A 26,934-nucleotide genomic window follows, 5' to 3' on the forward strand; every position below is an offset into this window, starting at 1 on the left:
GGCGTGCTGCTCGTGCTGTGCGACGAAGCCGTGAGGCCGTCGGCGCGCGACTGGTGCCGTGACGCACTGCGCGCAGGGCTGTCCACGGCGGCCGGCCGGGTCTTCGTCTGGTCCGACGTCGCGTCGATGTCGCTCCCTGAGGCCTCTGGCGAGCCGAGCTTGGTGTGGTTGACGAGCAGTGCTGAGCACGACGTCATCGCCGCCGCGGCAACAGCGGCCAGCGAGATCGTGCTGCTGCTCAGTGTTTCGGTGGTGTCGTCCGCGCCCGGTCCCCCCGACGCAGACGGGGTGAAGCGAGCCTGGTACGCCACCGATTCGGCAACTGTGCCGCGGGTCGCAGTGTGGCTGCCGGCGGTTGGCGGGGACCGCGCAGATCCCACGGGAGAACTCTCCGAAGCGCTCGGGGCGGACCGGGTCGTGCGCATCAAGCGCATGGGCACGCGCAGCGCATACCGGCAGATGCACCGGCTCGGCCGCTCGCTGAGGGCGGCCGCGTGTGCACCGCAGCGGCTCGATCGTTCCGACGGTGCCGTGCGTCGACGCAACGCCGCTCGCGCAGCCACTGATGCGTTGGAAGACCTGCTGGCTGAGCCCGATGTCGAAGAGTTCCAGATCCGCGGCGGTGAGTCGATGCTGGTGCAGTACGCCGGGGGCCGCGTCGAGCGCCGCCCTTCGCCATTCGACGCCGACTCCGATCTCATCGAGGCCGTGCGATTCCTGGCCGGCTATTCAGGCGACCGCCCGCAGCGCTTCGACGAGTTGGACCCGCGCCTCGACGTGCGCGTCGGGGATCGTTGGCGCCTTCATGCAGAGGCGTTCGTCACCAGCCCGCCGAACGTGGTGCTGCGCTCCAACATGGCCGGCCGGATTCGCCTCGACGACCTCGGCGTCGCGTCGCCCGAGCTCGGCAGCATGCTCGTCGAGGCCATCACCGGTCGGGTGCGGGCGAACGTGGTGGTGGCAGCTGCGATGGGCGGCGGCAAGACGACGCTGTGTCAGGCACTGCTCGCTGCGGTGCCCGATCACGAGCGCATCGACACCATCGAGGACACGCCCGAGCTGCGATTGCACGAGTACGGCATTCATCCGAACACCTTCGAGCGATTGACCCGCGATCCCAACCAGGACGGTCATGGCCGCCACTCCATGGCCGATCACATCCGGGACGCCAAGCGAGCCAATGCGGCCAAGCTCGTGGTGGGCGAGATCCGCGGCGAAGGCTGCGAGGCGCTGCTCGATGCCATGTCATCGGGCCTCGACGGCTGTTTGGTCACGCTGCACTCTCAGCCCGGCAAGGGTGTGCTCGAAAAGCTGGTGGCATACGCCTGCTCGGAGGGCGCCGAGCCCGACTACGCCCGCCGTCAGATCGCGTCGGCCGTGGACCTGTGCGTCTGGCTGGGGCGCAATGACGCAGGGGACCGGGTGGTGGCCGACGTCACCCAGCTCACCGGCATCGACGAGCTGTCCGGCGTCATCTCCACGACATGCCTGTGGGCGCTGCGCCCGGGTGATCGTTGGGCGACCCCCCGGGGCTGTCCGATAGGTCGAGTGGCTCAGATCTACGCTGCCGCCGGTGTTGCGATCAGCAGCGACCTGCTGCCGCACGGACCGACGCTGTTCTCCCAGATCGTGGACACCCCTGCGCCCGGCGATCCGCCCGCTGCTGAGCGTTCGCCCGTTCCCGAGGACCCGCCGGTGCTCGAGCGCACATCCGCACCTGACGTCGTTCCCGTTGCTGGGACCGCGCTGTCGCCGGATGCGGGCCCGGTCACAGGCGCGCCGCCCTTGCCACAGCCCGGGGCGCCGACGTTCGAGCCGGCGTCGGCTGATAACAGCCGGCGGGGCGACCTGCTGTGGGATCCCGGCCCCCTCGTGCCCATTGAGGACCCGCCGCCGTACGAGCCGCTCGTCGGTGAGGAGACCGCGTGCTGAGGTTCGCGGTGCTCGGTTCGGCCGGTGCCGGTGCTGCGTTGTGGGCACTGTTCGGCGATGTCGCCCGTGCCCGTCGCATCGAGGGCCGCTCGACCCGCTGGCCGTGGCTGACCAGCGGGCTCGCAGCCCTGCTCATCGGCCTGCTGTTCGGGCCTGCTGCTGCGGGGCTGGCCGGCGGGGTGGCCGGAGTCTGCGCGTGGTGTGCTGCGACGATGATGCGCAGCCGCAGGCACGTGGCGGCTGCGGAGTCGGTAGCGCAGTTCGCAGCAGTCTTGGCCAACCAGGCGCAGGTTTCGCGGACAGTGGTGGACGCGCTCGAGACGGCTGCGCCACTGGCTTCGGGCCCGATAGCGGAGACTGCGACTCGGTTCGTCGCCGAGTGTCGCAGCATCGGCGTGGAAGCGGCCGCGCAGCGGTTCGCGGCCGGTGACGAGGGCGTCGTCGCCGCGTGGCTGGCCGACGCAGTCGCTGTCGCAGCGGTCAGCGGCGGGGAGTGGGTGCCGATCCTGGAGGTCGTAGAAGCCGAGGCGGCTGAGGCGGCGTCAACTGCCCGGCACTTTCATCGCCACGTCGCGGCGAACCTGCCCCAACTCGGCCTCGCCGCCGCGCTCGGTGCGGCCGTTGCGCTCGGCAGCGCGCTCGTGAGTCCTGACGCATGGGCATGGCTGAGCGGGCCGCAGGGTCAGCGCGTCGGTCTTGCAGCCACGCTGGTGGGTGTTGCGCTGTGCGCACGCCCGCTGGCGTCAGCCTGGGAGATGCTGCGATGATCGGCGCCCTCCCGCCGCTCGGGATCATCGCGCTGTGGGCCATGGCGGGGACCGGCGCGGCTGCGGCACTCAGTTCGATCTCGGTGAGTGAGCGCAAGCGCCGGAGCCGCAGGCAGTTGGCGGCGCTCGGCTGGAGCACCGCTCGGCTCACGATGATCACCGCCGCGGTGGCAGTTGCCGCAATCGGTGTGGGATTCGTCGCCGGGGCCCGGCTGCCTGCGCAGGGCGCGTCGTCACCCGAGTCAGCCTTGGCGTGGTCGCTGCTGGTTGCCGTGGTGGCGTCGTGGGCGGTGCCCGCCGTGATCGTCGGCGCCGTGCTGTCGGGTCACCGTCGTCGGCTCGACGGTGCCGTGCTGCTGTGGCTACGACGCATCCGGTTGTTCGTGGCAGCCGGACGGCCCATCAGCGTGGCTGTGCTCGACGCGGCCGAGCGCGTTTCCGATTCGGCATTCGCACCCGCCGCCGGCGCCGTCAATGCTGCGGTGATCGGTGGCCGCGACCCGCTCGCCGCGGTAGCGACGCAGCTGGCCGACTCGCCGACCGCCTCGCTGTTGCGCACGGTGGAAGCCGCGGAGCGGTCCGGTGCCGCCGCATCGCAACTGCTGGACCGTGTGCTGGACCGCGTCGTGCGAGCCATCGACGATCGTCGCCGCGAAGCCATCGACCGCCTCGGCCGATCCGTCGGCGCTTCGGCGTCGCTGCTCGCGGTCGTCGCCTCCGCCGTCGTCATGGTGACCGTCGTCATGACCCTGCCGAGCGTGTGAAGACAGCCGATGAGCGCCGCATGCGATTTCTCCGAACCCGACAACCCAACCGCCCGCAGAAACGGGCAAGGAGCAGACTCATGGATTCACCGGTAACCAAGCTGATCTTCATCGCCGCCGCCGTCGCCGCCTCGGTGCTGGTCGTAGCAGTCATGTGGAGCACCCTCAGCAGCAACGCCCCTCAATCGACGTCCGATGACGTTGACAATTCCAAGATCAATTCAAAGGAACTCTGCGACGCGGTGTACGGCACCGATCCGTCGTCAAAGTGGAAGAGCGGTGTATGCGGGCCATAGAGGTGTGTCGCAGTTTGCGGATCAGTCGAAATCAGTTGACGCCGTCATCTCAACTGCACGGCTTCGGTGCCGTCCGGCGCCGGCCAGATGCCTCTAGCGGAGCGTTGCCGATCTCGCGACGGCGAAGTGGGATTCAGCGTGGATAGTCCGGTTTCGATCCTGCGGTTGTTCAGCGTGCTGGTGGTGTTCTTGGGGCTGGTGGTCTCGCTGTTCACCCGGCAGGTGGGTGCTGCGGCGGCGCAGGGCGCGGCTGATGCCGCCGCTGTCGCCGTGACCGATCTTGTGCCGCCGAACTGGGACTGCAGCGAGGCGAACCTGCCACCCGACGCAGCGGCTACAGCTGCTCGGGTAACGGTGAGCCGCACCGCTCAGCTCGCCGCCGTGCAGCCCACCGCCGTCGAAGTTCGGGCCGATGGCACTTGCTCGATCATCGTGTCGGTGCGGGTGTCTTCGGGGGGCTGGCTGGGATCGCGCGAAGCGCTCGGCGTGGCCTGTCGACGCCCGCCGTCCGCCGAGGGTGCTGCGCTGCGAGCGCCGGTGGCGCCGCCGTGCTGAGCAGCGCCGCCGCCCGACTGGCCGGGGAATCACATGGACGCTTGTCCGACGGACAGCCGGCTCATCGCCGGCTAGCTCATCGGCGGCGAGTCTCCCAGGTGCTGCCGCAGCGGAGGCCAGATCATGGATGAGAGCGTCGGGATGCTCAGCGTGGTGGCTGTGCTGGTGTTCGGCATCTGGCTGGTGGATTACTCGGGCGACGCGACCCGAGCCTCGACCAGCGTCAAAGCGGCGAGCATCGAAGCGGCGCACTACGCCGCCAGCGCCCTCGCGACGCCGCCGGCCGGTGCCACACCCGCCGAGCTGGACGGCTATGCCGCCGACATCGCTGAACGGGTCGTCGGTGCAGCGGCGGTCGCCGACTGCGATACCGGCGATCCCCGATTCGCTGTCATCGCCCAGACGCATCGCATATCGGACCGCGACGAGCCCGCCGCACTCAGTGTCGAGGTGAGCTGCCCGCTGGCGGTGTCGCCGTTCTTCGCAGACACCGTCCGGTTCTCCGCAGCGGTGCCGGTGCCCGTGCAACCAGGTCCGAGCCCATGAGCACGGTCCTCGATTTCGAACCACACCTCGGCGCCGCCGATTCCCGCGACAAGACGTTCGCACCTGCGCGACCGAGCACCCGGCCATGAGCACGCCATTGGTCGCACTGGCGCTGGCGGCGATGTGCGCGCTGTTCAGCGCAGCAGCAGCCGACACCGCCCAAGCCATCGGGCTGCGCAACCACGCGGCGAACGAGGCCCGCAGGGTGGCGACCGTCACGCTCGACTCATGCGCGGTCCGCAGCAGCACCTCTCAACGGTGCATCCCACCGCCTGGCTGCGCTGCCCCCGCCTGCGAGGTGTGCCGACGCGGCGATGCCGTCAGAGCCGACGTGTCGTTGGAATGGTCGCCCGTGGTCTTGCGGGGCCTCGCCCCAGCACACGGCCGCCACGCGCTCGACCTCAGCAAGCTCGACGTTGCCGATCTGGCCGGCACCAGCCTCCCAGCCTGTACCTCGCCGAGCTCGGGACCCTGACCCCGTGATCCCGTCTGTCGCGGCGAACGCGTTCAAGCATGGGATTGCCGAAGAGGACATGATGCACGCCTACCGAAACCCAATCCGGTCCTACCGCCAAGAAAATCGTGTACTGCTCGTTGGCGGCGACTGGGGCGGGAACCTCTTGGAGATCGGCGTCGAAGAAGGCGAGGAGCACGACGTCATCATCCATGCGATGCCTGCGCGGGATAAGTTTCTCCAATGAGTCCAGTTCGCCGTTCGGCCGAGGAAATCCGCTCGCAGGCTGATGAGTTGGCGGCTTGTTTTGAGGGCTTCGATCCCTCCGAGGCGCACGAGGTCCCGGTCGCCGAATACCTGCTCGAGCGAGCCATGCGGGCTCGAACACTGTGCGAGCGCGAGGTTGCCCGGGCAGTCATCGTGGCCCGCACCGGCGGCGCCACATGGCGTCGGATCGGCGAGGTACTTGGCGTGGATGAGCGGGACGCACGCGAGGCGTACGGTCTCGATGAAGATCAACGGGCCGAGGTCGGCGCCACGCGTACACCCGAGCTCTGACGACGAGATCGAAGAGCCACTCTGCAACTCGTCAATGAGTGAGCCGCCAAGTTGCTGGTGAGCGGGAGGTGAAATTGCGCGCTGCGTCGCGGGAGGCCCGCGCTAGGGTGCGATTCTGACCGTGAAGCGGGTCCCGTGAGGCCCGTACGGACAGGAAGGACCTGCGCGTGGCAGACCGCGAGCGACGTATGACGCCCCCCTATGGGGGCGTTTTTGTTGCCCGGACCACCATTCTCGATTCCAGCGGGATCCACCGGGCGCTCACCCGCATCAGCCACGAGATCATCGAGCGCAACGAGGGCCTCGACAAGCTGGTGGTGGTCGGCCTGCAGACTGGCGGCGTGCAGGTTGCGCTGCGCATCGTGCGCCTGCTGTTCGAGATTGACGGCACCGATGTGCCCTTCGGCACGCTCGACGTGGTCATGCACCGCGACGACATCGGCCTGCGCCCCGTCATGGCCGAAGCAGTCACCGATATCCCCTTCGACCTCGACGGCATGACTGTCGTGCTGGTCGACGACGTGCTGTTCACCGGCCGCACCATCCGCGCCGCGCTCGACGCCCTGAACGACTTCGGGCGGCCCCGCGCCGTGCAGCTCGCCGTGGTGATCGACCGCGGTCACCGAGAGCTGCCCATCCGCCCCGATTTCGTCGGCAAGAACCTGCCCACCGGCCGCGACGAGATGGTGGACGTCACGCTCGAGGGCGTCTTGCTGGGGGAGATGCGCAAGTGAGCGGGCATCTGCTGACCCTCGGCGAGCTGGGCCCCGAAGGCATCGCCGAAATGCTGTCGCTCACCGATCGCTTCGTGGAGGTGGGCCGCCGGCCGATACCCAGAGTGCCAGCGCTGCGGGGCCGCACCGTGGCCACGCTGTTCTTCGAAGAATCCACGCGGACCCGGCTCGCCTTCGAGACGGCTGCCAAGCGCCTGTCTGCCGATGTGCTCAACTTCTCGGCGGCCTCGTCGTCGCTGTCCAAGGGCGAGTCGATCCGCGACACGTTCGAAACCGTTCAGGCGATGGGCATCCAAGCGGCGGTGATACGACATCGCAGCGCCGGGGTGCCCGCCCAGATCGCCCGGTGGGCCGATGACGGTGTCGCTGTGCTCAATGGCGGCGATGGATGGCACGCCCATCCCACCCAAGGCCTGCAAGACGCCTACACGCTGTGGCGGCACTTCACCCCGATGACCGACGTCCAGCCAGGTGCCCCCGACACTGATGAGCCCTCGCTGGCCGGGCGGCGCATAGCCATCGTCGGCGACATCGTGCACAGCCGCGTTGCTCGCAGCGACATCGAGGCCTACACCGCACTCGGCGCCAGCATCGTGCTGGTCGCACCGCCGACGCTGCTGCCCGCCCAGCCGCGTGAGTGGATCGACTGCTGGCTCCCGACCGAAGCAGCCAAGCGTGTCGAGATCACCCGCAGCTTCGACGACGTGCTCGACGAACTCGATGTGGTGGGTCTGCTGCGCTGCCAGCGTGAGCGCATGATCGACGGACTGATCGGATCGGTTCCCGAGTACGTGGCTCGTTACGGACTCACCGCCGAGCGAGCCCAGCGCCTCGCGCCCGACGCGGTCATCACCCATCCGGGTCCGATGAACCGCGGCATCGAGATCGCCGGCGCGGTGTTCGAAGACCTTGCCGCGAACCGTGTGCTGGTCACCCAGCAGGTGTCCCACGGCGTGGCCGCTCGCATGGCCGTGCTGTTCCGCCTGATCGGATCGGGAACTGCGCTGCCGAACGCAGACATCACCGGGGCCGAACCCGCACCCGCATCAACGAGCCAGGACGGTGCTTGAAGTGTCGGAGACGCCGCTGCCGAGCGCCGGCGAGCCGTTTGTGCTCGCGGGCGGCGAGATCGTCGAGCGTGCTGGTCGTCGGCGTGCGGACATCACCGTGGCCCACGGACACATCGCGGCAGTGGACCCGCCCGGCACAGACCGCCACGATTCGGTGCACGTCGTCGATGCAACCGGGTGCGTCGTCGCCTCGGGCCTGATCGACTTGTTCGCACGTCTCGGCGAGCCGGGTAACGAAGAGGCTGAGACCGTCGCCACCGCTGCTGCGGCCGCAGCACTCGGCGGGTTCACCGCGGTGCTCGCACAGCCCGACACTGATCCGCCGCTCGACCGTCTGGGCCAGCTTGCCGAGCTGCGCCGCAACGCCGCCGCGGGATGCTGCGCCGTCATCGCGGCTGCCACGATCACCGCCGACCGGGCCGGGCTGCGCCTGTCGCCGATGGCAGAGCTGGCCGACGCTGGTGTCCGCTGGTTCACCGACGTGTGCCCGCTGGCAGACATCGGCCTGCTGCGCCGCGCCCTGCAGTACGCCGGGCCGCTCGGCGCGACCGTGTCGGTGCGCCCAGCCACGGCGCATCTCCACGGAACGGCCGCCATGGCCGAGGGCGCAGTGTCGGCACGGATGGGCCTGGCGGGCGAACCCGCAGTCTCCGAAGAGCTCGCCGCCGCCGCCGCCATCGGCGTTGCACGGCTCACCGGAGGGCGTCTGCACCTCGACCGCATCAGTGCGGCCCGCACTGTCGAGTTGGTGCGCGCCGCCAAGGCCGAGGGCCTCGACATCTCTGCATCGGTCACCGCCGACCACTTGGTCTTCGTCGACGCCGATGCCGACGGCTACGACACGCTCATGCGCGCCGAGCCGCCGTACCGCACCTTGGACGATCGAGAGGCGCTCATCGCCGGCGTCAACGACCGCGCCATCGACGCTGTGGTCAGTGGCCACTCCCCGGTGCCGCCGCAGGCGAAGGACCTTCCCTTCGACGAGGCGCTGCCCGGCGTGGCGGCGCTGGAAACCTGCGCTGCAATCGTCTTCGGCCACCCTCGGATCAGCCTCGAAACAGCGTTGGACGCGCTCGCCTGGCGACCCGCCGAGCTGACTGGCGCCACGCATCTGGGCGGCGGTGCGATCGAGCCCGGACAGCCGGCCAATCTCGCGGTGCTCGATCTTGATCGCCCTTGGAACTTGGCCGAGCGAGGTTCGGTCTCGATGGCGCGCAACACCCCGCACCGAGACCGCCAGATGGACGTAATGGTGACCGCGACGGTCGTCGCCGGACGTCTTTTCGTTGCCGGCGGTGTACTGCGCAGCCCTGCCGGTACCGTCGCTGCGCTCGCCGCAGGAACGACTCGATGACCGCAGCCGCAGACAACCTCGCCGCACCCGCGCCCGGTGCACTGGTCCTCGCCGACGGAACGGTCTTCGAGGGCGAGACGATCGGCGCGCCCGCCCCTGGGCCGGGGGGGATGGCCTCGGGCGAGGTCGTGTTCAACACGGTGATGACCGGCTACCAGGAGGTCATCACCGACCCGTCGTACGCGGGCCAGATCATCGCGTTCACCTATCCCCACATCGGCAACTACGGAACAACGGCCGCCGACGCCGAGTCTCGCCGCCCCTACTGCCGTGGCGTCGTTGTCCGCGATCTGGCCCGCCGTCGCTCCAACTGGCGTTCCGACAGCGACCTCGACGCCTACCTCGCCCGCCACGGCATCGCCGGCATCGCCGGCGTGGACACGCGGCGGCTCACACGACATGTGCGCGACTGCGGCGCCATGCCCGGCGCCTTGGGCCCCGCGCCCGACGATGCGGCACTGGCTCGGCTCGCTGCCGAAGCCCAAGCCGAGCCCGGCACCGCGGGAGTCGATCTCGTCAGCGAGGTCACCACCGCCGAGCCATACACCGTCGGCGACGGGCCGTGGCGCGTGGTCGCCTACGACCTGGGCATCAAGCGCGCCATTACCGCGAATCTCGGGCGCATCGCAACCGTCGAGGTCGTGCCGGCAGGCACCGCCGCCGACGAGGTGCTCGCCCGCGAGCCCCACGGGGTGTTCCTCTCGAACGGTCCCGGCGACCCCCAGATGGCCGGCAGCGTCACCACCGCGTTGGGCGACCTGCTCGGCGAGGTGCCGATCTTTGGTATCTGCCTCGGCCAGCAAGTGCTCGGGCTTGCGCTCGGAGGCCGCTCCTACAAGCTGCCCTTCGGCCACCACGGCGGCAACGTGCCGGTGCGTGACGAGTCCACCGGCCGCATCGAGATCACCAGCCAGAACCACAACTTCGCCATCGAGTCGGGCTCGGTGCCCGGTGTCGACGAGACCCACGTCTGCCTCAATGACGGATCGCTCGAAGGGTTCGCCTGCCGCGACGTGCCCGCTTTCGCCGTGCAGTATCACCCCGAGGCCAGCCCCGGGCCGCACGACTCGCGCTACCTCTTCGACCGCTTCGCCGACCTCATGTCGTCCTATTGGGGCGGCACTCGCCGGCCCAACGGCACTGCCAGTCGTCTCGGAGGACGTGCCGATGGGTGAACCCTCTCGTTGCCGTACCTACTGTTTCCCGCTCTTGTTCGCTGTCGCTCATGGGCCGCTCGGGCCACGGCTGTGCCTGTCGGCGCAGCCTCTTGGGGGATCGACCTGATGCCGCGCCGCGATGATCTCAGCTCGATCCTTATCATCGGCTCGGGGCCGATCGTCATCGGCCAGGCCTGCGAGTTCGACTACTCGGGCACCCAGGCCTGCCGTGTCTTGCGCGAGGAGGGCTACCGGGTGATCCTGGCCAACTCGAACCCGGCCACGATCATGACCGACCCCGAGTTCGCCGACGCCACCTACGTCGAGCCGCTCGACGCAGCGGTGCTCGAGGCGATCATCGCCCGCGAGCGCCCCGACGCGCTGCTGCCCACCTTGGGTGGCCAGACGGCGCTGAATCTCGCCACCGAGCTCTCCAACAGCGGCGTGCTCGACCGCTACGGCGTCGAGATGATCGGGGCGTCCGAGCAGGCCATCAACACCGCCGAGGACCGCGACCGCTTCCGCCGCGCGATGACCGAGATCGGCCTGAAATGTGCCCGCTCGGCCATCGCCCACAACATGGGCGAAGCCAGCGAGGCCATCGACGAGATCGGCCTGCCGGTCATCATCCGCCCCGCCTACATCCTGGGCGGGGAGGGCACCGGCTTCGCCACCACGCCCGAGGAGTTCGCCACAGCCGCAGCGGCGGGCCTCGACGCCAGCCCGATCAGCGAGATCCTCATCGAGCAGTCAGTGAAGGGCTGGAAGGAATTCGAGCTCGAAGTGATGCGCGACCGCGCCGACAACTGCGTGGTGATCTGCTCCATCGAGAACTTCGACGCGATGGGCGTGCACACGGGCGATTCGATCACCGTGGCGCCCACCCAGACCCTGTCCGACGTCGAGTACCAGGAAATGCGCGACGCGGCCTTTGCCTGCATCCGCCGCATCGGCGTCGAGACAGGCGGCTCGAACGTGCAGTTCGCAGTCAACCCCGCCAACGGCGAGCAGATCATCATCGAGATGAACCCCCGCGTCAGCCGCAGCTCGGCGCTGGCGTCGAAGGCAACCGGCTTCCCGATCGCCAAGATCGCCGCTCGACTCGCGGTGGGCTACACCCTCGATGAGCTCACCAACGACATCACCGGCGAGACGCCTGCCAGTTTCGAGCCGACCATCGACTACGTCGTCACGAAGATCCCGCGCTGGGCATTTGAGAAGCTGCCCGGTGCGTCCGGCGTGCTCGGTCCGCAGATGCAATCGGTGGGCGAGGTGATGGCCATCGGCCGCACGTTCCCCGAGAGCCTGCAAAAGGCGCTGCGCAGCCTCGAGCAGGGCCGCTTCGGCCTCAATGCCGACGCAGGCGAGGCCCAGTACGCCAAGCGCTCCACTGCCGAGCTGGCGCAAGCGATCTGCACACCCACGCCCGAGCGAATCTTCGAGATGGGAGAGCTGCTGCGCCGCGGCGTTGATCCCGACGAGATCTGCGCTGCCACCGGTGTCGACCCGTGGTTCGTCGACCAGATGCTCGCCATCGTCGACGAACGTGCCGCGCTCGAGGCCGTCGGCAGCCCGGGCAAGCTCGGGCGCCACGCCTGGCGCCGGGCCAAGCAGCTCGGCTTCGCCGATGCGCAGCTCGCATGGCTGTGGGGAGTGAGCGAAGCCGACGTGCGTGCAGCGCGCCTCGAGGCGGGCGTGCGCGCCACGTTCAAGACCGTCGACACCTGCGCAGCCGAATTCGACGCCCGCACCCCGTACCACTACTCCACCTACGAGGACGAAGACGAGATCCGTCCCGGCACCCGCCCCCGCATGATCATCCTGGGCTCAGGCCCCAACCGCATCGGCCAGGGCATCGAGTTCGACTACTGCTGCGTGCATGCCAGCTTCGCCCTGCGCGAGGCCGGCTATGAGACCGTGATGGTGAACTGCAACCCCGAGACGGTCTCCACCGACTACGACACCTCCGATCGCCTGTACTTCGAGCCGCTCACCACCGAGGACGTCCTCAACATCATCGATGCGGAAGACCCGGTCGGCGTCATCGTGAGCCTCGGCGGCCAGACGCCGCTGAAGCTGGCCGCTGAGCTGCCTGCGGCGCTGGTCTGCGGCACACCCGCCGACTCGATCGACCTGGCCGAGGACCGCGAGCGCTGGAATGCGCTGTGTGCGGCGCTCGCCATCCCGCAGCCGCCCGGCGGCACCGCGGCGGGCCCGGCCGAGGCGGCGGCGATCTGCGCGCAGATCGGCTTTCCGGCGCTGGTGCGTCCCAGCTACGTGCTCGGCGGTCGGGCCATGACCGTCGTCTACGACCACGACGAGCTCGCCGCCACTATGGCCGAGCTGGCGGAATTCTCCTCGCTCGGGCGCGAAGGCGGGCTGTCGGCCGAGCGGCCGGTGCTCGTCGACCACTTCCTCGAAGACGCCATCGAGGTCGACGTCGACTCGCTGCGGGACCGCACCGGCGCCTGGATGCTCGGCGGGATCATGGAGCACGTCGAGCAGGCTGGCGTGCACTCGGGCGACAGCGCCTGCGCGATCCCGCCGCCGAGCCTCAGCATCGAGACCCAGCAGACCATCGTTTCCCACACCCGCCAGCTTGCCGAGGCGCTGGGCGTAGTGGGGCTGCTGAACGTGCAATTCGCCGTGAAGGCCGGTGAGGTCTTCGTGATCGAGGCCAACCCCAGGGCGTCACGCACCGTCCCGTTCGTGGCGAAGGCGACCGGGGTGTCGCTCGCGAAGGCGGCGTCGCGGGTGATGGCGGGCGAGACGCTGGACGAACTCGAGGCGGCGGGAATGCTGCCCGGGTGGGCCTGCAACGGTCAGCTTCACGCCACGGCTGGAGTGCCGCGCCATGTCTCGGTCAAGGAGGCCGTGCTGCCCTTCGGCCGGTTCCCCACGGTGGACACCGTGCTCGGCCCCGAGATGCGCTCGACCGGTGAGGTCATGGGCATCGACGCCAGCTTCGGTCTGGCTTTCGCCAAGAGCCAGATTGCCGCGGGCGACGCGCTGCCCTCGAGCGGCACCGTGCTGCTCACCCTTGCCGACCGCGACAAGCCCGAAGGGCTCGAGGTGGCGCGGGTGCTGACCGGGCTCGGCTTCGAGATCGCCGCCACATCGGGCACCGCGGAATACCTGCGCTCCAGCGAGGTCAGCGTCGCTGTCGAAGTGGCAAAGCTGTCGGTGGACGGCCACGAGACATCGCCCGGCGAGGACGCTGTCCAGCTGATCTCCGCGGGCCGGATCGATCTGGTCGTCAACACGCCGCGCGGCCGTGGCGCCCAGCTCGACGGCCGCCACATCCGTGCAGCCGCGCGTGCCCATCACATCCCGTGCCTGACCACCGTCGCTGCCGCCCGAGCCGCCGCCACGGGCTTGCGCGAGTGGCTCGCCAGCGACCTGCGAGTTCGGCCGTTGCAGGAATTCCACGCCGAGCTGGACGCCTCGATGCGGCGTCAACATGGCTAAGAACGTGCGCGGATTGGCGGAACGTTCCATTGCGTCACCTCTTGCTTCCCGCTCTAGTTCGCTGCGCTCACGGGCCGCTCGGGCCACGGCTTCGCCATTCGGCTCAGCCTCTCAGCGGGGGGCTGCGGGGCCGATCGACATGACCGTGCGGATCGGCAGCGTGGAGCTGCCCAACCCCGTCATGACTGCCTCTGGCACCGCCGGCTACGGCACCGAGATCGGCGCCTACGTCGACCTTGCATCGCTGGGCGCTGTGGTGACCAAGTCGCTGTCCCCGTTCGACTGGGCAGGCAATCGGGCACCTCGGGTGGTGGGCACGCCTGCGGGGATGCTCAACGCGGTGGGCCTGCAGAACCCCGGCGCGCAGGCATGGCTCGAGCACGAATTGCCGCGCCTGCGACGCACGGGTGCCCGCGTCGTGGCCAGCATCTGGGGCCGCACCGTGAACGACTACGCCGCTGCGGCAGGAACGCTCGCGGGTGCCGGCCTCACTGCACTGGAGGTGAACGTGAGCTGCCCGAACCTCGAAGGCCGCGGCCAGATGTTTGCCTGCGACCCCGTCGCCACTGCTGAGGCCGTCAGCGCATCCGGCGCGGCAGGCGTGCCGGTGTGGGCCAAGCTCACTCCCAACGTCACCGATCTCGTCGAGATCGCTGAGGCGGCCCTGGGCGCAGGCGCTGAGGCGCTGACGCTCATCAACACCGTGTTCGGGATGTCGATCGACCCCGAGACCGCGCAGCCCACGCTCGGCAATGGCGGCGGGGGGCTGTCGGGCCCGGCCATCCGACCCGTGGCCGTGCGGGCGATCTACGACGTACGTGCGGCGCTTGGAGATGTGCCGATCGTGGGCGTCGGCGGTGTGGCGCACGGGGAGCACGCGGTGGAGCTCATGGCAGCGGGTGCCTGCGCCGTCCAGGTCGGCACCGCATCGTTTTGGGACCCACGAGCGCCCCGCAATGTGCTCAAAGAGCTGGCTCGCTGGTGCGAGCGGCACGGCGTGGGCAACGCTGCGGAATTGACCGGCCGTGCCCACCACGCCCGAACGGCTGCGGGCCCCGCCACCGACGCCGAAACAGCAGCGCAGGAGCCCGTTTGAACCCGCCCGCAGCAGCCGCGCAGCCGTCGAGGCTCCCAGCAGCGCCGGCGCGCGACCGCCTGGCCCTCGCGCTCGACGTGGGGGACCGGGCTTCCGCCATGGATCTCGTGGAGCGTTTCGGCGACGAGTTCGGCGTCATGAAGGTCGGCCTGGAGCTCTTCGTCGCCGAGGGTCCCGCTCTTGTTCGCGACCTGGTGGCGGCGGGCAGCCGGGTCTTCTTGGACCTCAAGCTGCACGACATCCCCAACACGGTCGAGCGGGCCGCCCGGCGAGCGGGCGAGCTGGGCATCTGGCTACTCACGCTGCACACCCAGGGGGGCCACGACATGCTGGCCGCCGGGGTCCGCGGACTGTCCGACGGTGCTGCTGCGCGCCCGGCTGATACACCGGGTGGCACCGCAGGCGTCGTCGAGCCGCTGGCGCTCGGCGTCACCGTGCTCACCTCAGACACAGAAGCTCCACCTGAGGTGCTGGCAGCCCGCGCCGCGCTGGCCCAACAAGCCGGCTGCGGCGGCGTTGTCTGCGCTGCGCCCGACCTGGCGACGGTCTCGGCGGCGGCACCGGCGATGCTCCGCGTCGTACCGGGCATCCGGCCCGCAGGGGCGGAGCGGTCAGATCAACGCCGTGTCGCTACCCCCGTGTCGGCGCTGGCCGCAGGAGCCGACGTGCTCGTCATCGGCCGGGCGGTCACCGGGGCGCCCGACCCGGAGGCTGCGGCGGCAGCCATCGTCGCCGAAGTGGCCGCCGAGCTCGGGGCGCCGTAGCGGCTGAGCCGAACGGCGAAGCCGTGTCGCTAAGAGGCTGAGCCGATAGGCGAAGCCGTGGCCCAAGCGGCCAGTGAGCGACAGCGAACAAGAGCGGGAAGCAACTGGTGCGATAGCGGGAAGGCTTACCTATCGGCGCGGCCTCCAAGGCCCATCTGCGGCGTAGCTACACTGCACGGCAATGAGTCCGCTGCCTGAACTGAGTGACTCCCAGCGTGCCGAGGCGCTGGCCAAGGCCAAGGAAGCCCGCGAGGTCCGCGCAAACGTCAAGCATCGGTTGAAGATGGGCCTGCTCACCTTCGACGAGTTGCTGGCCGAAGCAGACAGTGTCGAGAACGTCGGCAAGCTCAAGGCACTGGCTGCCTTGGAGTCGATGCCGGGTCTCGGCAAGGTCAAGGCCCGCCGCCTGATGGCCGAGATTGGCATCGCCGACAATCGGCGACTGCGAGGTCTCGGCGAGACGCAGCGGCGCCGTTTGAGCGAGCATTTCGCACAGGATTCCGCCCCAGGCGCGTGAATACAGTCGTATGACCGACCCGGCGCCCAGCGGCGCTGCGAGTCCCGTCGCGTCTTGGGGGGTGACCCTCTACGTGGTGTGCGGACCGGGCGGGGCCGGCAAGGGCACGATCGTGGCTGAGTTGGTGGCGCAGGATCCCACGTTGCTGTTGAGCCGGTCCTGGACGACCCGACCCCGTCGTGTCGGGGAGCTAGCCGAGGCGTACACGTTCGTGACCGCCGAGGAGTTCGACGCCCGAATCACCTCCGGGGGGTTCTTGGAGTGGGCCGACTTTTTCGAGTACCGCTACGGAACACCGATGCCGCCGCCCGACCTCGAGCAGGATCTCGTGCTCGAGATCGACGTGCAGGGCGCCGTGTCGGTGCGCGACCGCGACCCCAGCGCGCTGGTGATCATGGTGCTGCCGCCGAGCCGGGCCGAGCAGGAACGGCGCATGCGCCGGCGGGGCGACCCCGACGAAGAAGTCGCACGCCGGCTCGCCAAGGCAGACGAGGAGCTGCCGGTCGGCTACCGGATGGCCGACATCATCGTGGTCAACCGCGACATCTCCAGCACGGTGGGCGAGATCGCCGCGTTCGTCGAACGCACCCGCTCCCGGCCGAGTCGTCGGTAGCCTGCAACGTGCGATGACTGAGTCAACCGACACCATGATCACCCCGGGGCTCGAAGACCTTCTGTCGAAGGTCGACTCGAAGTTCACGCTGGTGAGCCTTGCCGCCATGCGCTCGCGGCAGATCAACTCGTATTACAACCAGCTCGACGGCGGCATCGGCTCGGTTGTGCCGCCGCAGGTGGCTTCGGTCGCCCGCAAGCCGCTCTCGATCGCGTTCGAGGAGATCGACGCCGACAAGATCACCTTCGAACGGTTCGATCCTGAAGAGCGGGCACGGCTCGAAGCCGAAGCGCTCGCTGCTGCGGAAGCCGACGCGGCGATGCTCGAAGTCGTCCCCGACCCCGACGAGTAGCCAGTTCCGTGTTCGCAGGGCGCCGCGTCGTGCTCGGCGTCAGCGGCGGCATCGCCGCATACAAGGCCGTGATTCTGTGCCGGCTAATGGTCGATGCCGGTGCGCACGTCATCCCGGTGATGACCGCCGCGGCCCAGCGATTCGTCGGCAGGGCTACGTTCGATGCCCTCGCCAGCGAGCGAGTGCTGACGTCGATCTTCGGCGAGGACGATCCGATCCCGCACACCACGCTGGGCCAGACTGCCGATGTGATCGTCGTGGCACCCGCCACGGCGCGCGTCATCGGCAGCTACGCCGCCGGCATCTCCGACGGCTTGCTCACCGCTGCGCTGCTTGCCACGCGAGCGCCGGTCGTGGTCTGCCCAGCCATGCACACCGAGATGTGGGAGCACGATGCCGTGCAGCACAACATCGAGGTGCTGAGAGGCCGGGGAGTGCACATGGTTGTTCCCGAGGCGGGCCGTCTGGCCGGCGGCGACATCGGCACGGGTCGCCTTGCCGAGCCAGCCACGATATTCGCTGCGGTCGGTGAGGTGCTCGCCGGACTTGCCGAACGAGACCCAGCCGACGCGTCGCCGCCGCCGGCGCAACGCGACTTCGCGGGCCTCAGCGTCACGGTCACCGCGGGCGGCACCCGCGAGGCCATTGATCCGGTGCGCTTCATCGGCAACCGATCTTCGGGCAAGCAGGGCTACGCCATCGCCACCGCCGCCAGGGACCGTGGCGCGGACGTCACGCTGATCACGAGCGCCCCGCTCTCGCCGCCCGAAGGCGTGCGGGAGGTTCGCGTCGAGTCCGCCGCCGAGATGGAGGCCGCCACCGGGGCGCATGCAGATGCCGACGTCATCGTCATGGCCGCCGCAGTGGCCGACTTCCGGCCGGTTGACGTTGCGCCGCAGAAGATCAAGAAGGGCAACTCGGGCGAGCGTGCGCAAGCCCCCGTCATCGAGCTTGAGCACACCAACGACATACTCGCCGGTCTCGGGGCCCGAAAGCCGCCGGGCCAGGTGCTGGTGGGTTTCGCCGCGGAGACCGCTGACGTGCTCGACAACGCTGCGCAGAAGATGTCCCGCAAGAACCTCGACGTCATGGTTGCCAACGACGTCTCGGCCGACGGGGCCGGATTCGCTCACGACACCAACATCGTGACGATCCTGCTGGCCGACGGCAGCGCGCGCCCGCTGCCCATCTGCTCCAAGCGCGAGGTCGCCGACGCCGTGCTGGACACGGTTGCCGAACTTCGCGCAGGCGCGCACCGCTGACAGTCTGCTGGGATGCGGCTCCGTCCGTCTAACCTTGCCGCGCTGCTGCACTCAGCAGCTCCGACAGGCCGAACACGATCGAATCTGGAGCCACGGTGAGCCAGTGGACTTTCACCTCAGAATCGGTGACTGAAGGCCATCCCGACAAGATGGCCGACCAGATCTCCGACGCCATCTTGGACTCGCTGATCGCCGAGGACGAAGGGGCCAGAGTGGCAGTGGAGACGCTGGTCACCACTGGGTTGGTGGTCGTGGCAGGCGAAGTGTCCACCGAGGCCTACGTCGACATTCCCCGTGTGGTGCGCGACACCATTGTCGGCATCGGCTACGACCACGGCGAGCTCGGTTTCGACGGCAACACGTGCGGCGTGATGATCGCTCTCGACGAGCAGTCACCCGAGATCACCCAGGGTGTGTTTGGCGGCGACGATCAGGGTGCAGGCGATCAGGGAATGATGTTCGGCTACGCCTGCCGGGAAACCGATGCGTACATGCCGCTGCCGATTCACATCGCGCACCGCATGGCCGAGCAGCTCACCGAAGCCCGCCGGTCGGGCCGTATCCCGTACCTGCGCCCCGACGGCAAGACGCAGGTGAGCTTCGAGTACCAAGACGGCGAGCCGGTCGCGCTCCGCACAGTCGTCGTGTCGGCACAGCACCGGGACGGGATCGAGATCGACGCCATGATGCGTCCCGATCTGGCAGAGCACGTCATCAGGCCGACGCTGCCCGCGCGATTCGCCGACGACGAATTCGAGCTGCTGGTGAACCCGTCGGGCAGCTTCGTCAGCGGCGGGCCCGTCGCCGACGCCGGGCTGACCGGGCGCAAGATCATCGTCGACACCTACGGCGGCTACGCACGTCACGGCGGGGGTGCCTTCAGCGGCAAGGACCCTTCCAAAGTGGACCGGTCGGCCGCATACGGCGCTCGCTGGGCAGCGAAGAACATTGTGGCCGCCGGCGCAGCGGATCGCTGCGAGATTCAGGTGGCGTACGCCATCGGCCGTGCCGAACCGGTCTCGCTGCTCACCGAGACGTTCGGGACGTCGGCCGTCGATCCTGACGCCATTGCCTCGGCGGTGACCGACGTGTTCGACCTGCGCCCCGCAGCACTGCTGAAAGACTTGAATCTGCGCCAGCCGATCTTCCAGACCACAGCTGCATACGGCCACTTCGGCCGGGAATCCGACGGCGCAACGTTTCCCTGGGAGCGTCTTGATCGCGTCGACGAATTGAAGTCGGCACTGGGGCTGTAGGGGGGCGCGCTGGTACGTGCGCCCGCTGGGGTGGCGGCATGAGCCTGTGCTCCCGCGATCCGGCAGGCGAGAGATTTGCACCGCACCGCATTTGTTGGACGGTGCCATCGCCGCTTCGCCGTGCATCCGATAGAGAACCGGTCGCAACGTCGCAGAGTCTCCTGCCGCCTCCCCAGCTTTGGCCTCTGTGCCTAGCCGAAACGGCACTCGGGGCCTGAGCGAAGCCGGGCAGACTGCAGCGGTGCAGCTAGCGGTCCAGGTGCTGGTCGACGAACCTGCGATCGACCGCGCGTTCACTTACGTCGTGCCGGACCAATTTGCCTCGGGTCGCGTGCCGGTCGAGGTCGGCACTGTCGTGCGGGTGGTGCTCAACCGTCGCCGGCTGCGCGGGTGGGTGACCGAGCTCGATGCGCCGGTGCCCGGCGACCGCGAATTGGCACCGATCAGCAGCGTCGTCGGAGTAGGGCCGCCGCCTCACGTCGTCGAGTTGGCGAGATGGGCAGCTTGGCGCTGGGCGGGCACATGGGCTCACTTCCTGCGTACCGCCAGCGCCGACCGGGTAGTCGCCGGGTTGCCGAGCGAACCCGCACAGTGGCCCGACATCGCCCCGTCGAGATCGCCTGGCGAGCCCGCAGCTCTGGGTGCGCCCGAACCGCCAGGGCAACCCGCCGGCGTCGGCACGCCCGATTGGGTGAGCGCGGCATGGGCGCCCGAGCAGAAGTCGCCAGCGGTGATGCGGCTGGGCCCATGCGCCGACGAGTGGCCGCTGGTCACCGCGGCACTGCGACAGGGTCGTTCGCTCGTGCTTGTGCCCACGGTGGCCTGGGCAGCACGTCTCGCGGGCCGTTTGCGCCACGCCGGCGTGTCGACGGCGCTGGCCCCACGAGACTGGGCGGGGGCAGCCTCGGCGCATGCCGTCGTGGGGACCCGTGCCGCGGCATGGGCGCCATGTGGCCGGCTCGATGCGGTCGTCGTGCTCGACGAGCACGACGAGGCCTACCAGTCGGAAGCCGCGCCCACCTGGAACGCCCGGGACGTGGCGGTCGAGCGGGCGCACCGCGACGGCGCTCGCTGCCTGCTGGTGGGGCCGATGCCCTCGCCCGACGCCGTGCACATCACCCTTGCCGCGGGCGGGTCTGGCGCTGCGCCAACCGGCTCTGCCCGCAGCAGCATGTCACCGACATCCGTCAGCGATCGAGCCGCGACCGCAGGCGCGCCCACGATGCCGGCGTTCGCCACTGCACCTCGCTCGCTCGAACGCCAGGCATGGCCGCGGGTCGACATCGCTGATCGCCGACGGGATGATCCCGCGACGGGAGAGTGGTGCGGCGAAGCGCTCGCCGATCTGCTGCGCAGTGACCGCACGGTCGTTTGCGTGCTGAACAGGAAGGGCCGAGCACGGCTCGCCTACTGTGCGTCGTGCGGCGATCTGGCCTGCTCGACCGAGACCGGACGCGCCCTGCGGCTGGAGGGCCACCAACTCGTCGATCCCCACAGCGGCCAGGCACGCCCCGCGGTGTGCGAGGCCTGCGGCGCCACCCGATTCCGCCGGGTGCGCGTTGGCGTCAAGGGCGTCGCAGAGGAGATGGAGCGCTTGGCTCGCCGGCCGGTCGTCCAGGTCGTCGGCGAACCTGCTGCCGGTGCCGCTGACGACACGGCCCACTCATCGTCTCGGCGTGACCACGCGGGGAGGCGCCAAACCGAGGGGCCGGCGCTCTACATCGGCACCGAAGCGGTGCTGCACCGGGTGCCGTCGGCTGACGCCGTGGCTTTCGTGGACTTCGACCAAGAATTGACCGCGCCCCGCTACCGGGCCGGCGAGGAAGCCTTCGCGCTGCTCGTGCGCGCTGCACGTTTGGTCGGTTCGCGCTCCGGCGGCGGCAGCATCCTGGTGCAGACTCGCCTGCCCACCCATCCGGTCGTGGCGGCGGCGGCCACAGCCGATCCGAGTGGGTGGCTGGATGCCGAGGTTCAGCGTCGCTCGGTGATGCACCAGCCGCCAGCGGCGGCGTGGGCGTTGGTGTCCGGGGCCGCGGCAGCGGCCTTCGTCGAGCTCCTCTCAGCCCATCCCGACGCCAGCGCACTTGACATCGCCGGCCCCGCCGACGGCACCTGGCGCATCCGCAGCGAAACTCATCAGGCGCTGCTGGGGGCCCTCGGCCGGACGGAGCGCCCCAGCGGACGGCTGCGAGTGGCTGTCGACCCGATGCGGGCATGATGCCGCCCGCTGTGCACGCGGTTCGTGCCGGTCGGGACCAACTGATGGCGGCGCCGGCCTGAGGACTGGGCGGAGCCGCACGGAGGTGCTTGCTGTCCTGCTCGAGACCGCGCCGGTAGCCTCCGAAATCCATGGGAGGCGCCTACGAGATCCGGCTGATGGGCGATCCGGTGCTGCGTCAGCGCGCTGCCGAGATCACCGACATCGACGGTCGGGTAGCGCGCATGGTCGACGACATGCTGCCCGCCATGTACGAGGCGGAAGGCATCGGTCTCGCGGCCCCGCAAGTGGGCATCCAGCGCCGCCTGTTCGTCTTCGATCTGTACGAAGGCGACGGCCCCCAGACGCTCATCAACCCCGAGATCGTCGAGAGCGACGGCGAGTGGAACTACACCGAGGGCTGCCTGTCGGTACCGGGTCTGACCTTTGACATCGTCCGACCCAAGGAAGTGCACATCGTGGGCCTCGACCTCGACGGCAACGAAGTCAGCATCGAAGCCGACGAGCTGCAAGCACGGCTGTTCCAGCATGAGCTCGACCATCTCGACGGTGTCCTGCTCATCGACCATCTTGAGCGAGCCGAGCGCAAACAAGCCCTGCGGGAGTGGCGCACGCAGCTCGCGCAACTGCAATCGGGCACCAACGGCCCGGCGGCAAGCGGCCCCGTCCCGCTCGTGGGCCGCAGCACTGCGGACAGCTGAAGTAGTTCGAACCCCCCCTGGTGCCATCGGTGGAGAACGAAACCTCCCAGACGCGGCACTTGCCATCGGCCCCGTCGCATCCGCGCCGTGTGTCGTTCGCGGGCACGCCCGATGATGCCGTGCCCGCCTTGCGCGCCCTCGCCATGGCCGGATTCGAGATTCCGGTCGTGGTCACCGGCACCCCACGCCGCCGGAGCCGGCGCGGCAGCGATAGCCCAAGCCCAGTCGCGATGGCAGCAAATGAACTCGGCCTGCCGATCAGCTATGACCCCGACGACCTCGCCGAAGGTGCTGCCGACTGTGCCGTGGTTGTCGCATTCGGCCGGCTCATCAGCGCCCACCTGCTGGCGCAGTTGCCCATGCTCAACCTGCACTTCTCGCTGCTGCCGCGCTGGCGCGGCGCAGCTCCGGTGGAACGGGCGCTGCTGGAGGGGGACGAATTCGCCGGCGTCAGTCTGATGGCGCTGGAAGCGACGCTCGACACGGGTCCCGTCTACTGGCGCTGCGAAGCGCCGATCGGCCCCGCCGACACCGCAGCAAGCCTGCGCGACCGCCTCGCGCACGAAGGTGCCGACCGACTCGTGGCTTCCCTCACCGAAGGGCTCAGCACTCCTGAGCTCCAGCAAGGCGATCCCACCTATGCGCGCAAGCTGACAGCGGCGGACCGTGAGATCGACTGGTCGCAGCCGGCCGCCCACATCGACCGCCAGATCCGTGTCGGCGGCGCGTGGACCACGCTCGATGGGCAACGCTTCATCGTGCGTGCTGGCACCCCGTTGGCAACAACGCAGGAGACGCCGCCGGCAACGCTGGTCGGCGACACAGTCGTCACCGGCGACGGCCTGATACGACTAGGCGTTGTCCAGCCAGCGGGCCGCGCGGCGATCGATGCCGGCGACTGGCTGCGCGGCGCCCGCTTGGCGCCCGGCACTCGCTTCGGCTGACCGCGCGAGATCGACTCGCCGCCCAGACGATCGGTCTCCTAGCGTGGCCGGATGCGCATCGGCTTGATCTCGGACACCCACATACCCGAAGCTGCGCCCGAGCTGTGGCCTGAGGCGTACGCGGCGATGGAGGGGTGTGACGCCATCCTGCACGCTGGCGACATCTACGACATCTCTGTGGTCGACCGCCTCAATGAGATCGCGCCCACCTGGGCGGCCCGCGGCAACGGCGACGACGGTTCCTCAGGCCGCGACGTCCAGCCAGATCATCCGCTGTTGGCGAACGCCTGGGCGCACACCTTCGGCGGTATTCGGGTCGGCCTCACCCACCACCTGCCGGTGCCCGAGCTGTCGTTCTACAGCGTGGCCGACGCCATCGAGCGCCACTTCGGCGCCGACGAGCAGCTCGACGTGTGCGTCTACGGCGATACCCACGTACACCGCATCGACACGCTGTCCGACGTGCTGTGCGTCAACCCCGGCTCACCGACCTTCCCCCGCAACCTCAGCGCGCAGTTCGGCACGATCGGCTACCTCGACATTGCCGACGGTGTCGCCACGCCGTCGCTGTGGCAGCTCACAGCCGACGGCCTCGAGCGCACCGAATCGTGGGACCGCGAGATCTGAAGACGACAACTGGCGCGGCCTACAGTGCCGCGGGCAAACGGTTCACCACACAGGGAGAGCAGCAGTGGCCGACGACTCAGCATCCGACAAAGACGCATGGCTCGCAGCCACCGTCGAGCAGCCAGTCGATCCCGACGAGGAGATCGTCGACCCGCACCATCATCTGTGGGACTTTCCGGCCGGCACCTATCTGGTGCCTGAATTGCATGCCGATACCGGTGCAGGGCACAACGTCACCCAGACCGTCTTCGTGGAGTGTGCCGCCGGCTACCACACGAGCGGGCCCCGGCACATGCGGCCTGTGGGCGAGACGGAGTTCGTGCGTGAGCAGGCGCAGATTTCCGCTGAGGCCGATGGTGCGACGATCTCGGCGATCGTGAGCTTCGCCGATTTGACGCTGGGTGGCGCAGTCGAAGAAGTCCTCGCGGCGCACGAGGAAGCGGGCGGGGGTCTGTTCCGGGGCATCCGTCATGCCAATGCATGGGATGGCAGCGACCAGATCCGTGAGAGCCACACCAAGCCGCCGCCCGAACTGCTCGCCGATCCGGACTTCCGGGCGGGTTATGCAACGCTGGGCCGGATGGGCTTCAGCTTCGACGGCTGGATGTTCCATACCCAGGTCGCTGAGCTGGTCGATCTCGCCCATGCTGTGCCTGACACGCCGGTGGTGCTCGACCACCTCGGCGGGCCGCTCGGCATTGGCCCCTACGCCGACCGGCGCGATGAGGTGCGCGCCGTGGTGCGGCCCGCGCTCGAGGCGCTGGCCCGCCACCCACAGGTCACCGTCAAGGTTGGCGGTATCGGCATGAGCATCTACGGCGTGGGTTTCAAGCGGCTGCCCCAAGCCCCGTCGTCGGAGCACGTCGCAGCAACCTGGAGCGACGACATCCGCCACTGCGTCGAGACCTTCGGCCCCGACCGCTGCATGTTCGAGAGCAACTTCCCGGTCGACAAGCAGGGCTGCTCGTACACCGTGCTGTTCAACGCCTTCCAGCGCATCTGCGACGAGGCGGGCTACACCGCCGCCGAGCGCGCCGATCTGTTCGCCGGCACAGCGCGTCGCTTCTACCGCATCGAGCCGCCGGCGTAGTCCCGCGGGCTAGGTCAGCCCGATTCCTTGGTGGGGGAGCGTCGCCCATTGGGTTTCGTCGTGGCCGTAGAGCAGGCGGCAGCCTTCGTCGTCGCGCAGTGACCGCAGGCGGCGCATCGATTCCAGCTGCATGTCGTGGTCGAAGCCGAACGGCGGCAGCAGCATCCGGTCGAGCACGTCCTCCCAGTAGACGCAGTCGCCCGTCAGCACCACCGGACCGCTGTCGAGCTCCACCCGCAGCGACTGGTGCCCGGCGGTGTGCCCCGGCGTGGGGATGCAGGTCACCGAGCCGTCGCCGAACACGTCGTGCTCACCGTCGATGAGCACCAGGTCGTGGCCGAGGTCAAAGTCTTCGGGCTTGTACACCTCATGCTCGATGAGCTTGGGGTGATGCCCAGACTCCCACTCTGCGCGCTGGCAGATCAGCCGGGCATTGGGCAGCAGCTCAGTGCCGCCGCAATGGTCGAAATGCAAGTGGCTGAAGATCGCAAACGTCAGCTCATCGGGATCGACATCGACGCTGCGCAGCCGAGCCGAGACTTCGTCACTCGCCGAGTAGTCCGCCGTGAAGAACTCGGCCATCAGCGGATAGCGCGCTCCGACGCCTTGCTGCACTTGGGGGTGCATGCCGGTGTCGAACACCAGCGTCTGCCCGCTGGGGTGGCGCACCAGCCAGCTCGGAATGGGCAGCCGCACGTTGCCGGGCGCGTTGGCGATGACCGCCGCAGTGGGGGTGGACAGCCAGCCGCATTCGAGCGGGACGATTGACAGTTGCGTCATGCGTTGTATCTCCTTCGCACCCTGTTCAGGCGCTGCCTTGTCTGCGCACCCTTTCAGGCGCTGTTTTGCCTGTGCACTCTTTCAGGCGCTGTTTTGCCTGTGCACTCTTTCAGGCGCTGTTTTGCCTGCGCGCCTTGTCAGGCGCTGTCTTGCCTACGCGCCTTGTCAGGCGCCGAGGCCCGTGTCCAGGGGGCGGTGGTCTGGGTACTCAGGTTCGCGACGATCCATTTGGGCCCGGAAGGCCTCGCCCATGTCGTCGGTGTCGAGCATCGCGGCGTTCCAGGTGGCGATGTACTCGAGGCCGTCGGCCACGGAATGGTCGCGGCTGAAGTTCATCGACTGCTTGGTGCCCCAGATCGCCATGGGGCTCTTCGCGGCAATCTGGGCCGCAACGTCGCCAACTGCTTCCATCATCGACGCGTGGTCGTCGTACACCGCGTTCACAAAGCCGCGGTCGAGCGCCTCTTGCGCACCCATGCGGCGGCCGGTGAACGCCAGCTCCCGCACGATGCCTTCGGGCACCAGCTTGGGCATGCGCTGGAGCGTTCCCACATCGGCGGTCATGCCGATGTTGATCTCCTGTATCGAGAAGAACGCATCCTGGGTGGCGTAGCGCAGGTCGCAGGCCGAGACCATGTCGACGCCGCCGCCGACGCACGCACCCTGCACGGCCGCGATCACCGGCAGCCTGCTCTGCTCGAAGGCGTTGAAGGTTTGCTGTGCGCGCAATGCGGTGTTGCGGATCAGCGCGCGTGTACGGCTGCTGTGCCCGCCGCCGAGGCCGCCGGACGGATCCTCGAAGCCGCCGAACACTGCGAGGTCCATGCCCGAGCAGAAATGGCGGCCGATCGCTGACAGCACGACGACCCGGGCGTCGGTGCCAGACGAGATCTCGTCGGTGATCTGGGGCAGCTCCCGCCAGAACTCCAAGATCATCGAGTTGGCCTTCTCGGGGCGCTTCATCACCAGGCTCGCGACCTGGTCGCGCACCTCCACGTCGAAGCAGGTGTAGTCGGATCCGGTCATCGGCTCGTCCCTTCGGTCTGGCAAGCCCGCACA

The 26,934-nt window shown here is 69.0% G+C and carries 28 protein-coding genes; 26 read left to right on the plus strand and 2 right to left on the minus strand.

Going from position 1 to position 26,934, the window contains the following annotated elements; translation table 11 throughout:
* Nucleotides 1–3 precede the first annotated feature (3 nt).
* From ACOOF5_RS12020 to ACOOF5_RS12145, 26 genes are all read left to right on the plus strand, one after another.
* Nucleotides 4–1,932, plus strand: coding sequence for an ATPase, T2SS/T4P/T4SS family (locus ACOOF5_RS12020; protein ID WP_420439438.1), 1,929 nt, complete (start codon nucleotides 4–6; stop codon nucleotides 1,930–1,932).
* The gene (locus ACOOF5_RS12025; RefSeq protein ID WP_420439440.1) at nucleotides 1,926–2,699 is read left to right on the plus strand and encodes a hypothetical protein; all 774 of its coding nucleotides are present in this window, start codon (nucleotides 1,926–1,928) and stop codon (nucleotides 2,697–2,699) included. The genes ACOOF5_RS12020 and ACOOF5_RS12025 overlap by 7 nt, the downstream gene beginning before the upstream one ends.
* Nucleotides 2,657–3,463 carry a type II secretion system F family protein gene (locus ACOOF5_RS12030; protein ID WP_420439442.1) on the plus strand — a complete coding sequence of 269 codons (807 nt, stop codon included), beginning with the start codon at nucleotides 2,657–2,659 and terminating at the stop codon, nucleotides 3,461–3,463. The genes ACOOF5_RS12025 and ACOOF5_RS12030 overlap by 43 nt, the downstream gene beginning before the upstream one ends.
* An 80-nt stretch (nucleotides 3,464–3,543) precedes the next feature.
* Nucleotides 3,544–3,759: a hypothetical protein gene (locus ACOOF5_RS12035; RefSeq protein ID WP_420439444.1), complete on the plus strand. Its 216-nt coding sequence runs from the start codon at nucleotides 3,544–3,546 to the stop codon at nucleotides 3,757–3,759.
* A 138-nt stretch (nucleotides 3,760–3,897) separates the two neighbouring features.
* A complete protein-coding gene (locus ACOOF5_RS12040; protein ID WP_420439445.1) occupies nucleotides 3,898–4,314 on the plus strand; it encodes a hypothetical protein in 417 nt (138 codons plus the stop codon).
* A 123-nt stretch (nucleotides 4,315–4,437) separates the two neighbouring features.
* Entirely contained in the window at nucleotides 4,438–4,860 is a 423-nt protein-coding gene (locus ACOOF5_RS12045; protein ID WP_420439447.1) for a hypothetical protein, read from the plus strand.
* Between the two features lie 85 nt (nucleotides 4,861–4,945).
* Nucleotides 4,946–5,335 (plus strand): hypothetical protein, encoded by a 390-nt coding sequence (locus ACOOF5_RS12050; RefSeq protein WP_420439449.1) that lies wholly within the window; start codon nucleotides 4,946–4,948, stop codon nucleotides 5,333–5,335.
* A 4-nt stretch (nucleotides 5,336–5,339) separates the two neighbouring features.
* On the plus strand, nucleotides 5,340–5,561 hold the full coding sequence (locus ACOOF5_RS12055) for a hypothetical protein (protein ID WP_420439451.1): 222 nt from the start codon (nucleotides 5,340–5,342) through the stop codon (nucleotides 5,559–5,561).
* Nucleotides 5,558–5,872, plus strand: a complete 315-nt coding sequence (locus ACOOF5_RS12060) for a hypothetical protein (protein ID WP_420439453.1) — start codon at nucleotides 5,558–5,560, stop codon at nucleotides 5,870–5,872. The genes ACOOF5_RS12055 and ACOOF5_RS12060 overlap by 4 nt, the downstream gene beginning before the upstream one ends.
* Nucleotides 5,873–6,060: 188 nt before the next feature.
* Nucleotides 6,061–6,606: a bifunctional pyr operon transcriptional regulator/uracil phosphoribosyltransferase PyrR gene (gene pyrR / locus ACOOF5_RS12065; protein WP_420440975.1), complete on the plus strand. Its 546-nt coding sequence runs from the start codon at nucleotides 6,061–6,063 to the stop codon at nucleotides 6,604–6,606.
* Nucleotides 6,603–7,676 carry an aspartate carbamoyltransferase catalytic subunit gene (locus ACOOF5_RS12070; protein WP_420439455.1) on the plus strand — a complete coding sequence of 358 codons (1,074 nt, stop codon included), beginning with the start codon at nucleotides 6,603–6,605 and terminating at the stop codon, nucleotides 7,674–7,676. The genes pyrR and ACOOF5_RS12070 overlap by 4 nt, the downstream gene beginning before the upstream one ends.
* Nucleotides 7,669–9,030, plus strand: coding sequence for a dihydroorotase (locus tag ACOOF5_RS12075; protein ID WP_420439457.1), 1,362 nt, complete (start codon nucleotides 7,669–7,671; stop codon nucleotides 9,028–9,030). The genes ACOOF5_RS12070 and ACOOF5_RS12075 overlap by 8 nt, the downstream gene beginning before the upstream one ends.
* Nucleotides 9,027–10,205 carry a glutamine-hydrolyzing carbamoyl-phosphate synthase small subunit gene (carA, locus tag ACOOF5_RS12080; RefSeq protein WP_420439459.1) on the plus strand — a complete coding sequence of 393 codons (1,179 nt, stop codon included), beginning with the start codon at nucleotides 9,027–9,029 and terminating at the stop codon, nucleotides 10,203–10,205. The genes ACOOF5_RS12075 and carA overlap by 4 nt, the downstream gene beginning before the upstream one ends.
* A gap of 108 nt (nucleotides 10,206–10,313) precedes the next feature.
* Nucleotides 10,314–13,655 carry a carbamoyl-phosphate synthase large subunit gene (carB, locus tag ACOOF5_RS12085; protein ID WP_420439461.1) on the plus strand — a complete coding sequence of 1,114 codons (3,342 nt, stop codon included), beginning with the start codon at nucleotides 10,314–10,316 and terminating at the stop codon, nucleotides 13,653–13,655.
* 139 nt (nucleotides 13,656–13,794) lie between these two features.
* Nucleotides 13,795–14,751 carry a dihydroorotate dehydrogenase gene (locus ACOOF5_RS12090; RefSeq protein WP_420439463.1) on the plus strand — a complete coding sequence of 319 codons (957 nt, stop codon included), beginning with the start codon at nucleotides 13,795–13,797 and terminating at the stop codon, nucleotides 14,749–14,751.
* On the plus strand, nucleotides 14,748–15,515 hold the full coding sequence (gene pyrF / locus ACOOF5_RS12095) for an orotidine-5'-phosphate decarboxylase (RefSeq protein ID WP_420439465.1): 768 nt from the start codon (nucleotides 14,748–14,750) through the stop codon (nucleotides 15,513–15,515). The genes ACOOF5_RS12090 and pyrF overlap by 4 nt, the downstream gene beginning before the upstream one ends.
* Nucleotides 15,516–15,696: 181 nt before the next feature.
* On the plus strand, nucleotides 15,697–16,032 hold the full coding sequence (gene mihF, locus ACOOF5_RS12100) for an integration host factor, actinobacterial type (protein WP_420439467.1): 336 nt from the start codon (nucleotides 15,697–15,699) through the stop codon (nucleotides 16,030–16,032).
* A gap of 10 nt (nucleotides 16,033–16,042) precedes the next feature.
* Nucleotides 16,043–16,645 (plus strand): guanylate kinase, encoded by a 603-nt coding sequence (locus ACOOF5_RS12105; RefSeq protein WP_420439469.1) that lies wholly within the window; start codon nucleotides 16,043–16,045, stop codon nucleotides 16,643–16,645.
* Between the two features lie 13 nt (nucleotides 16,646–16,658).
* The gene (gene rpoZ / locus ACOOF5_RS12110; protein ID WP_419839576.1) at nucleotides 16,659–16,997 is read left to right on the plus strand and encodes a DNA-directed RNA polymerase subunit omega; all 339 of its coding nucleotides are present in this window, start codon (nucleotides 16,659–16,661) and stop codon (nucleotides 16,995–16,997) included.
* A gap of 8 nt (nucleotides 16,998–17,005) precedes the next feature.
* Nucleotides 17,006–18,259, plus strand: a complete 1,254-nt coding sequence (coaBC, locus tag ACOOF5_RS12115; protein WP_420439472.1) for a bifunctional phosphopantothenoylcysteine decarboxylase/phosphopantothenate--cysteine ligase CoaBC — start codon at nucleotides 17,006–17,008, stop codon at nucleotides 18,257–18,259.
* Nucleotides 18,260–18,354: 95 nt separating this feature from the next.
* Nucleotides 18,355–19,515, plus strand: coding sequence for a methionine adenosyltransferase (gene metK / locus ACOOF5_RS12120; RefSeq protein ID WP_420439474.1), 1,161 nt, complete (start codon nucleotides 18,355–18,357; stop codon nucleotides 19,513–19,515).
* Nucleotides 19,516–19,756: 241 nt separating this feature from the next.
* Nucleotides 19,757–21,733, plus strand: a complete 1,977-nt coding sequence (locus ACOOF5_RS12125) for a hypothetical protein (protein WP_420439476.1) — start codon at nucleotides 19,757–19,759, stop codon at nucleotides 21,731–21,733.
* Nucleotides 21,734–21,864: 131 nt separating this feature from the next.
* Nucleotides 21,865–22,434 carry a peptide deformylase gene (gene def, locus ACOOF5_RS12130; protein ID WP_420439478.1) on the plus strand — a complete coding sequence of 190 codons (570 nt, stop codon included), beginning with the start codon at nucleotides 21,865–21,867 and terminating at the stop codon, nucleotides 22,432–22,434.
* A gap of 29 nt (nucleotides 22,435–22,463) precedes the next feature.
* A complete protein-coding gene (locus ACOOF5_RS12135; protein ID WP_420439480.1) occupies nucleotides 22,464–23,378 on the plus strand; it encodes a methionyl-tRNA formyltransferase in 915 nt (304 codons plus the stop codon).
* Between the two features lie 51 nt (nucleotides 23,379–23,429).
* Nucleotides 23,430–24,005, plus strand: coding sequence for a YfcE family phosphodiesterase (locus tag ACOOF5_RS12140; protein WP_420439482.1), 576 nt, complete (start codon nucleotides 23,430–23,432; stop codon nucleotides 24,003–24,005).
* Between the two features lie 64 nt (nucleotides 24,006–24,069).
* On the plus strand, nucleotides 24,070–25,095 hold the full coding sequence (locus ACOOF5_RS12145) for an amidohydrolase family protein (protein ID WP_420439484.1): 1,026 nt from the start codon (nucleotides 24,070–24,072) through the stop codon (nucleotides 25,093–25,095).
* 9 nt (nucleotides 25,096–25,104) lie between these two features.
* Here the strand turns inward: ACOOF5_RS12145 and ACOOF5_RS12150 are convergent, their stop codons facing one another.
* Nucleotides 25,105–25,875 (minus strand): N-acyl homoserine lactonase family protein, encoded by a 771-nt coding sequence (locus ACOOF5_RS12150; RefSeq protein ID WP_420439486.1) that lies wholly within the window; start codon nucleotides 25,873–25,875, stop codon nucleotides 25,105–25,107.
* Between the two features lie 165 nt (nucleotides 25,876–26,040).
* Entirely contained in the window at nucleotides 26,041–26,901 is an 861-nt protein-coding gene (locus ACOOF5_RS12155) for a crotonase/enoyl-CoA hydratase family protein (protein WP_420439488.1), read from the minus strand.
* Nucleotides 26,902–26,934: the final 33 nt, after the last annotated feature.

Origin of the sequence: Candidatus Poriferisodalis sp. (assembly GCF_965214215.1) — a bacterium.
GTDB lineage: Bacteria > Actinomycetota > Acidimicrobiia > Acidimicrobiales > Poriferisodalaceae > Poriferisodalis.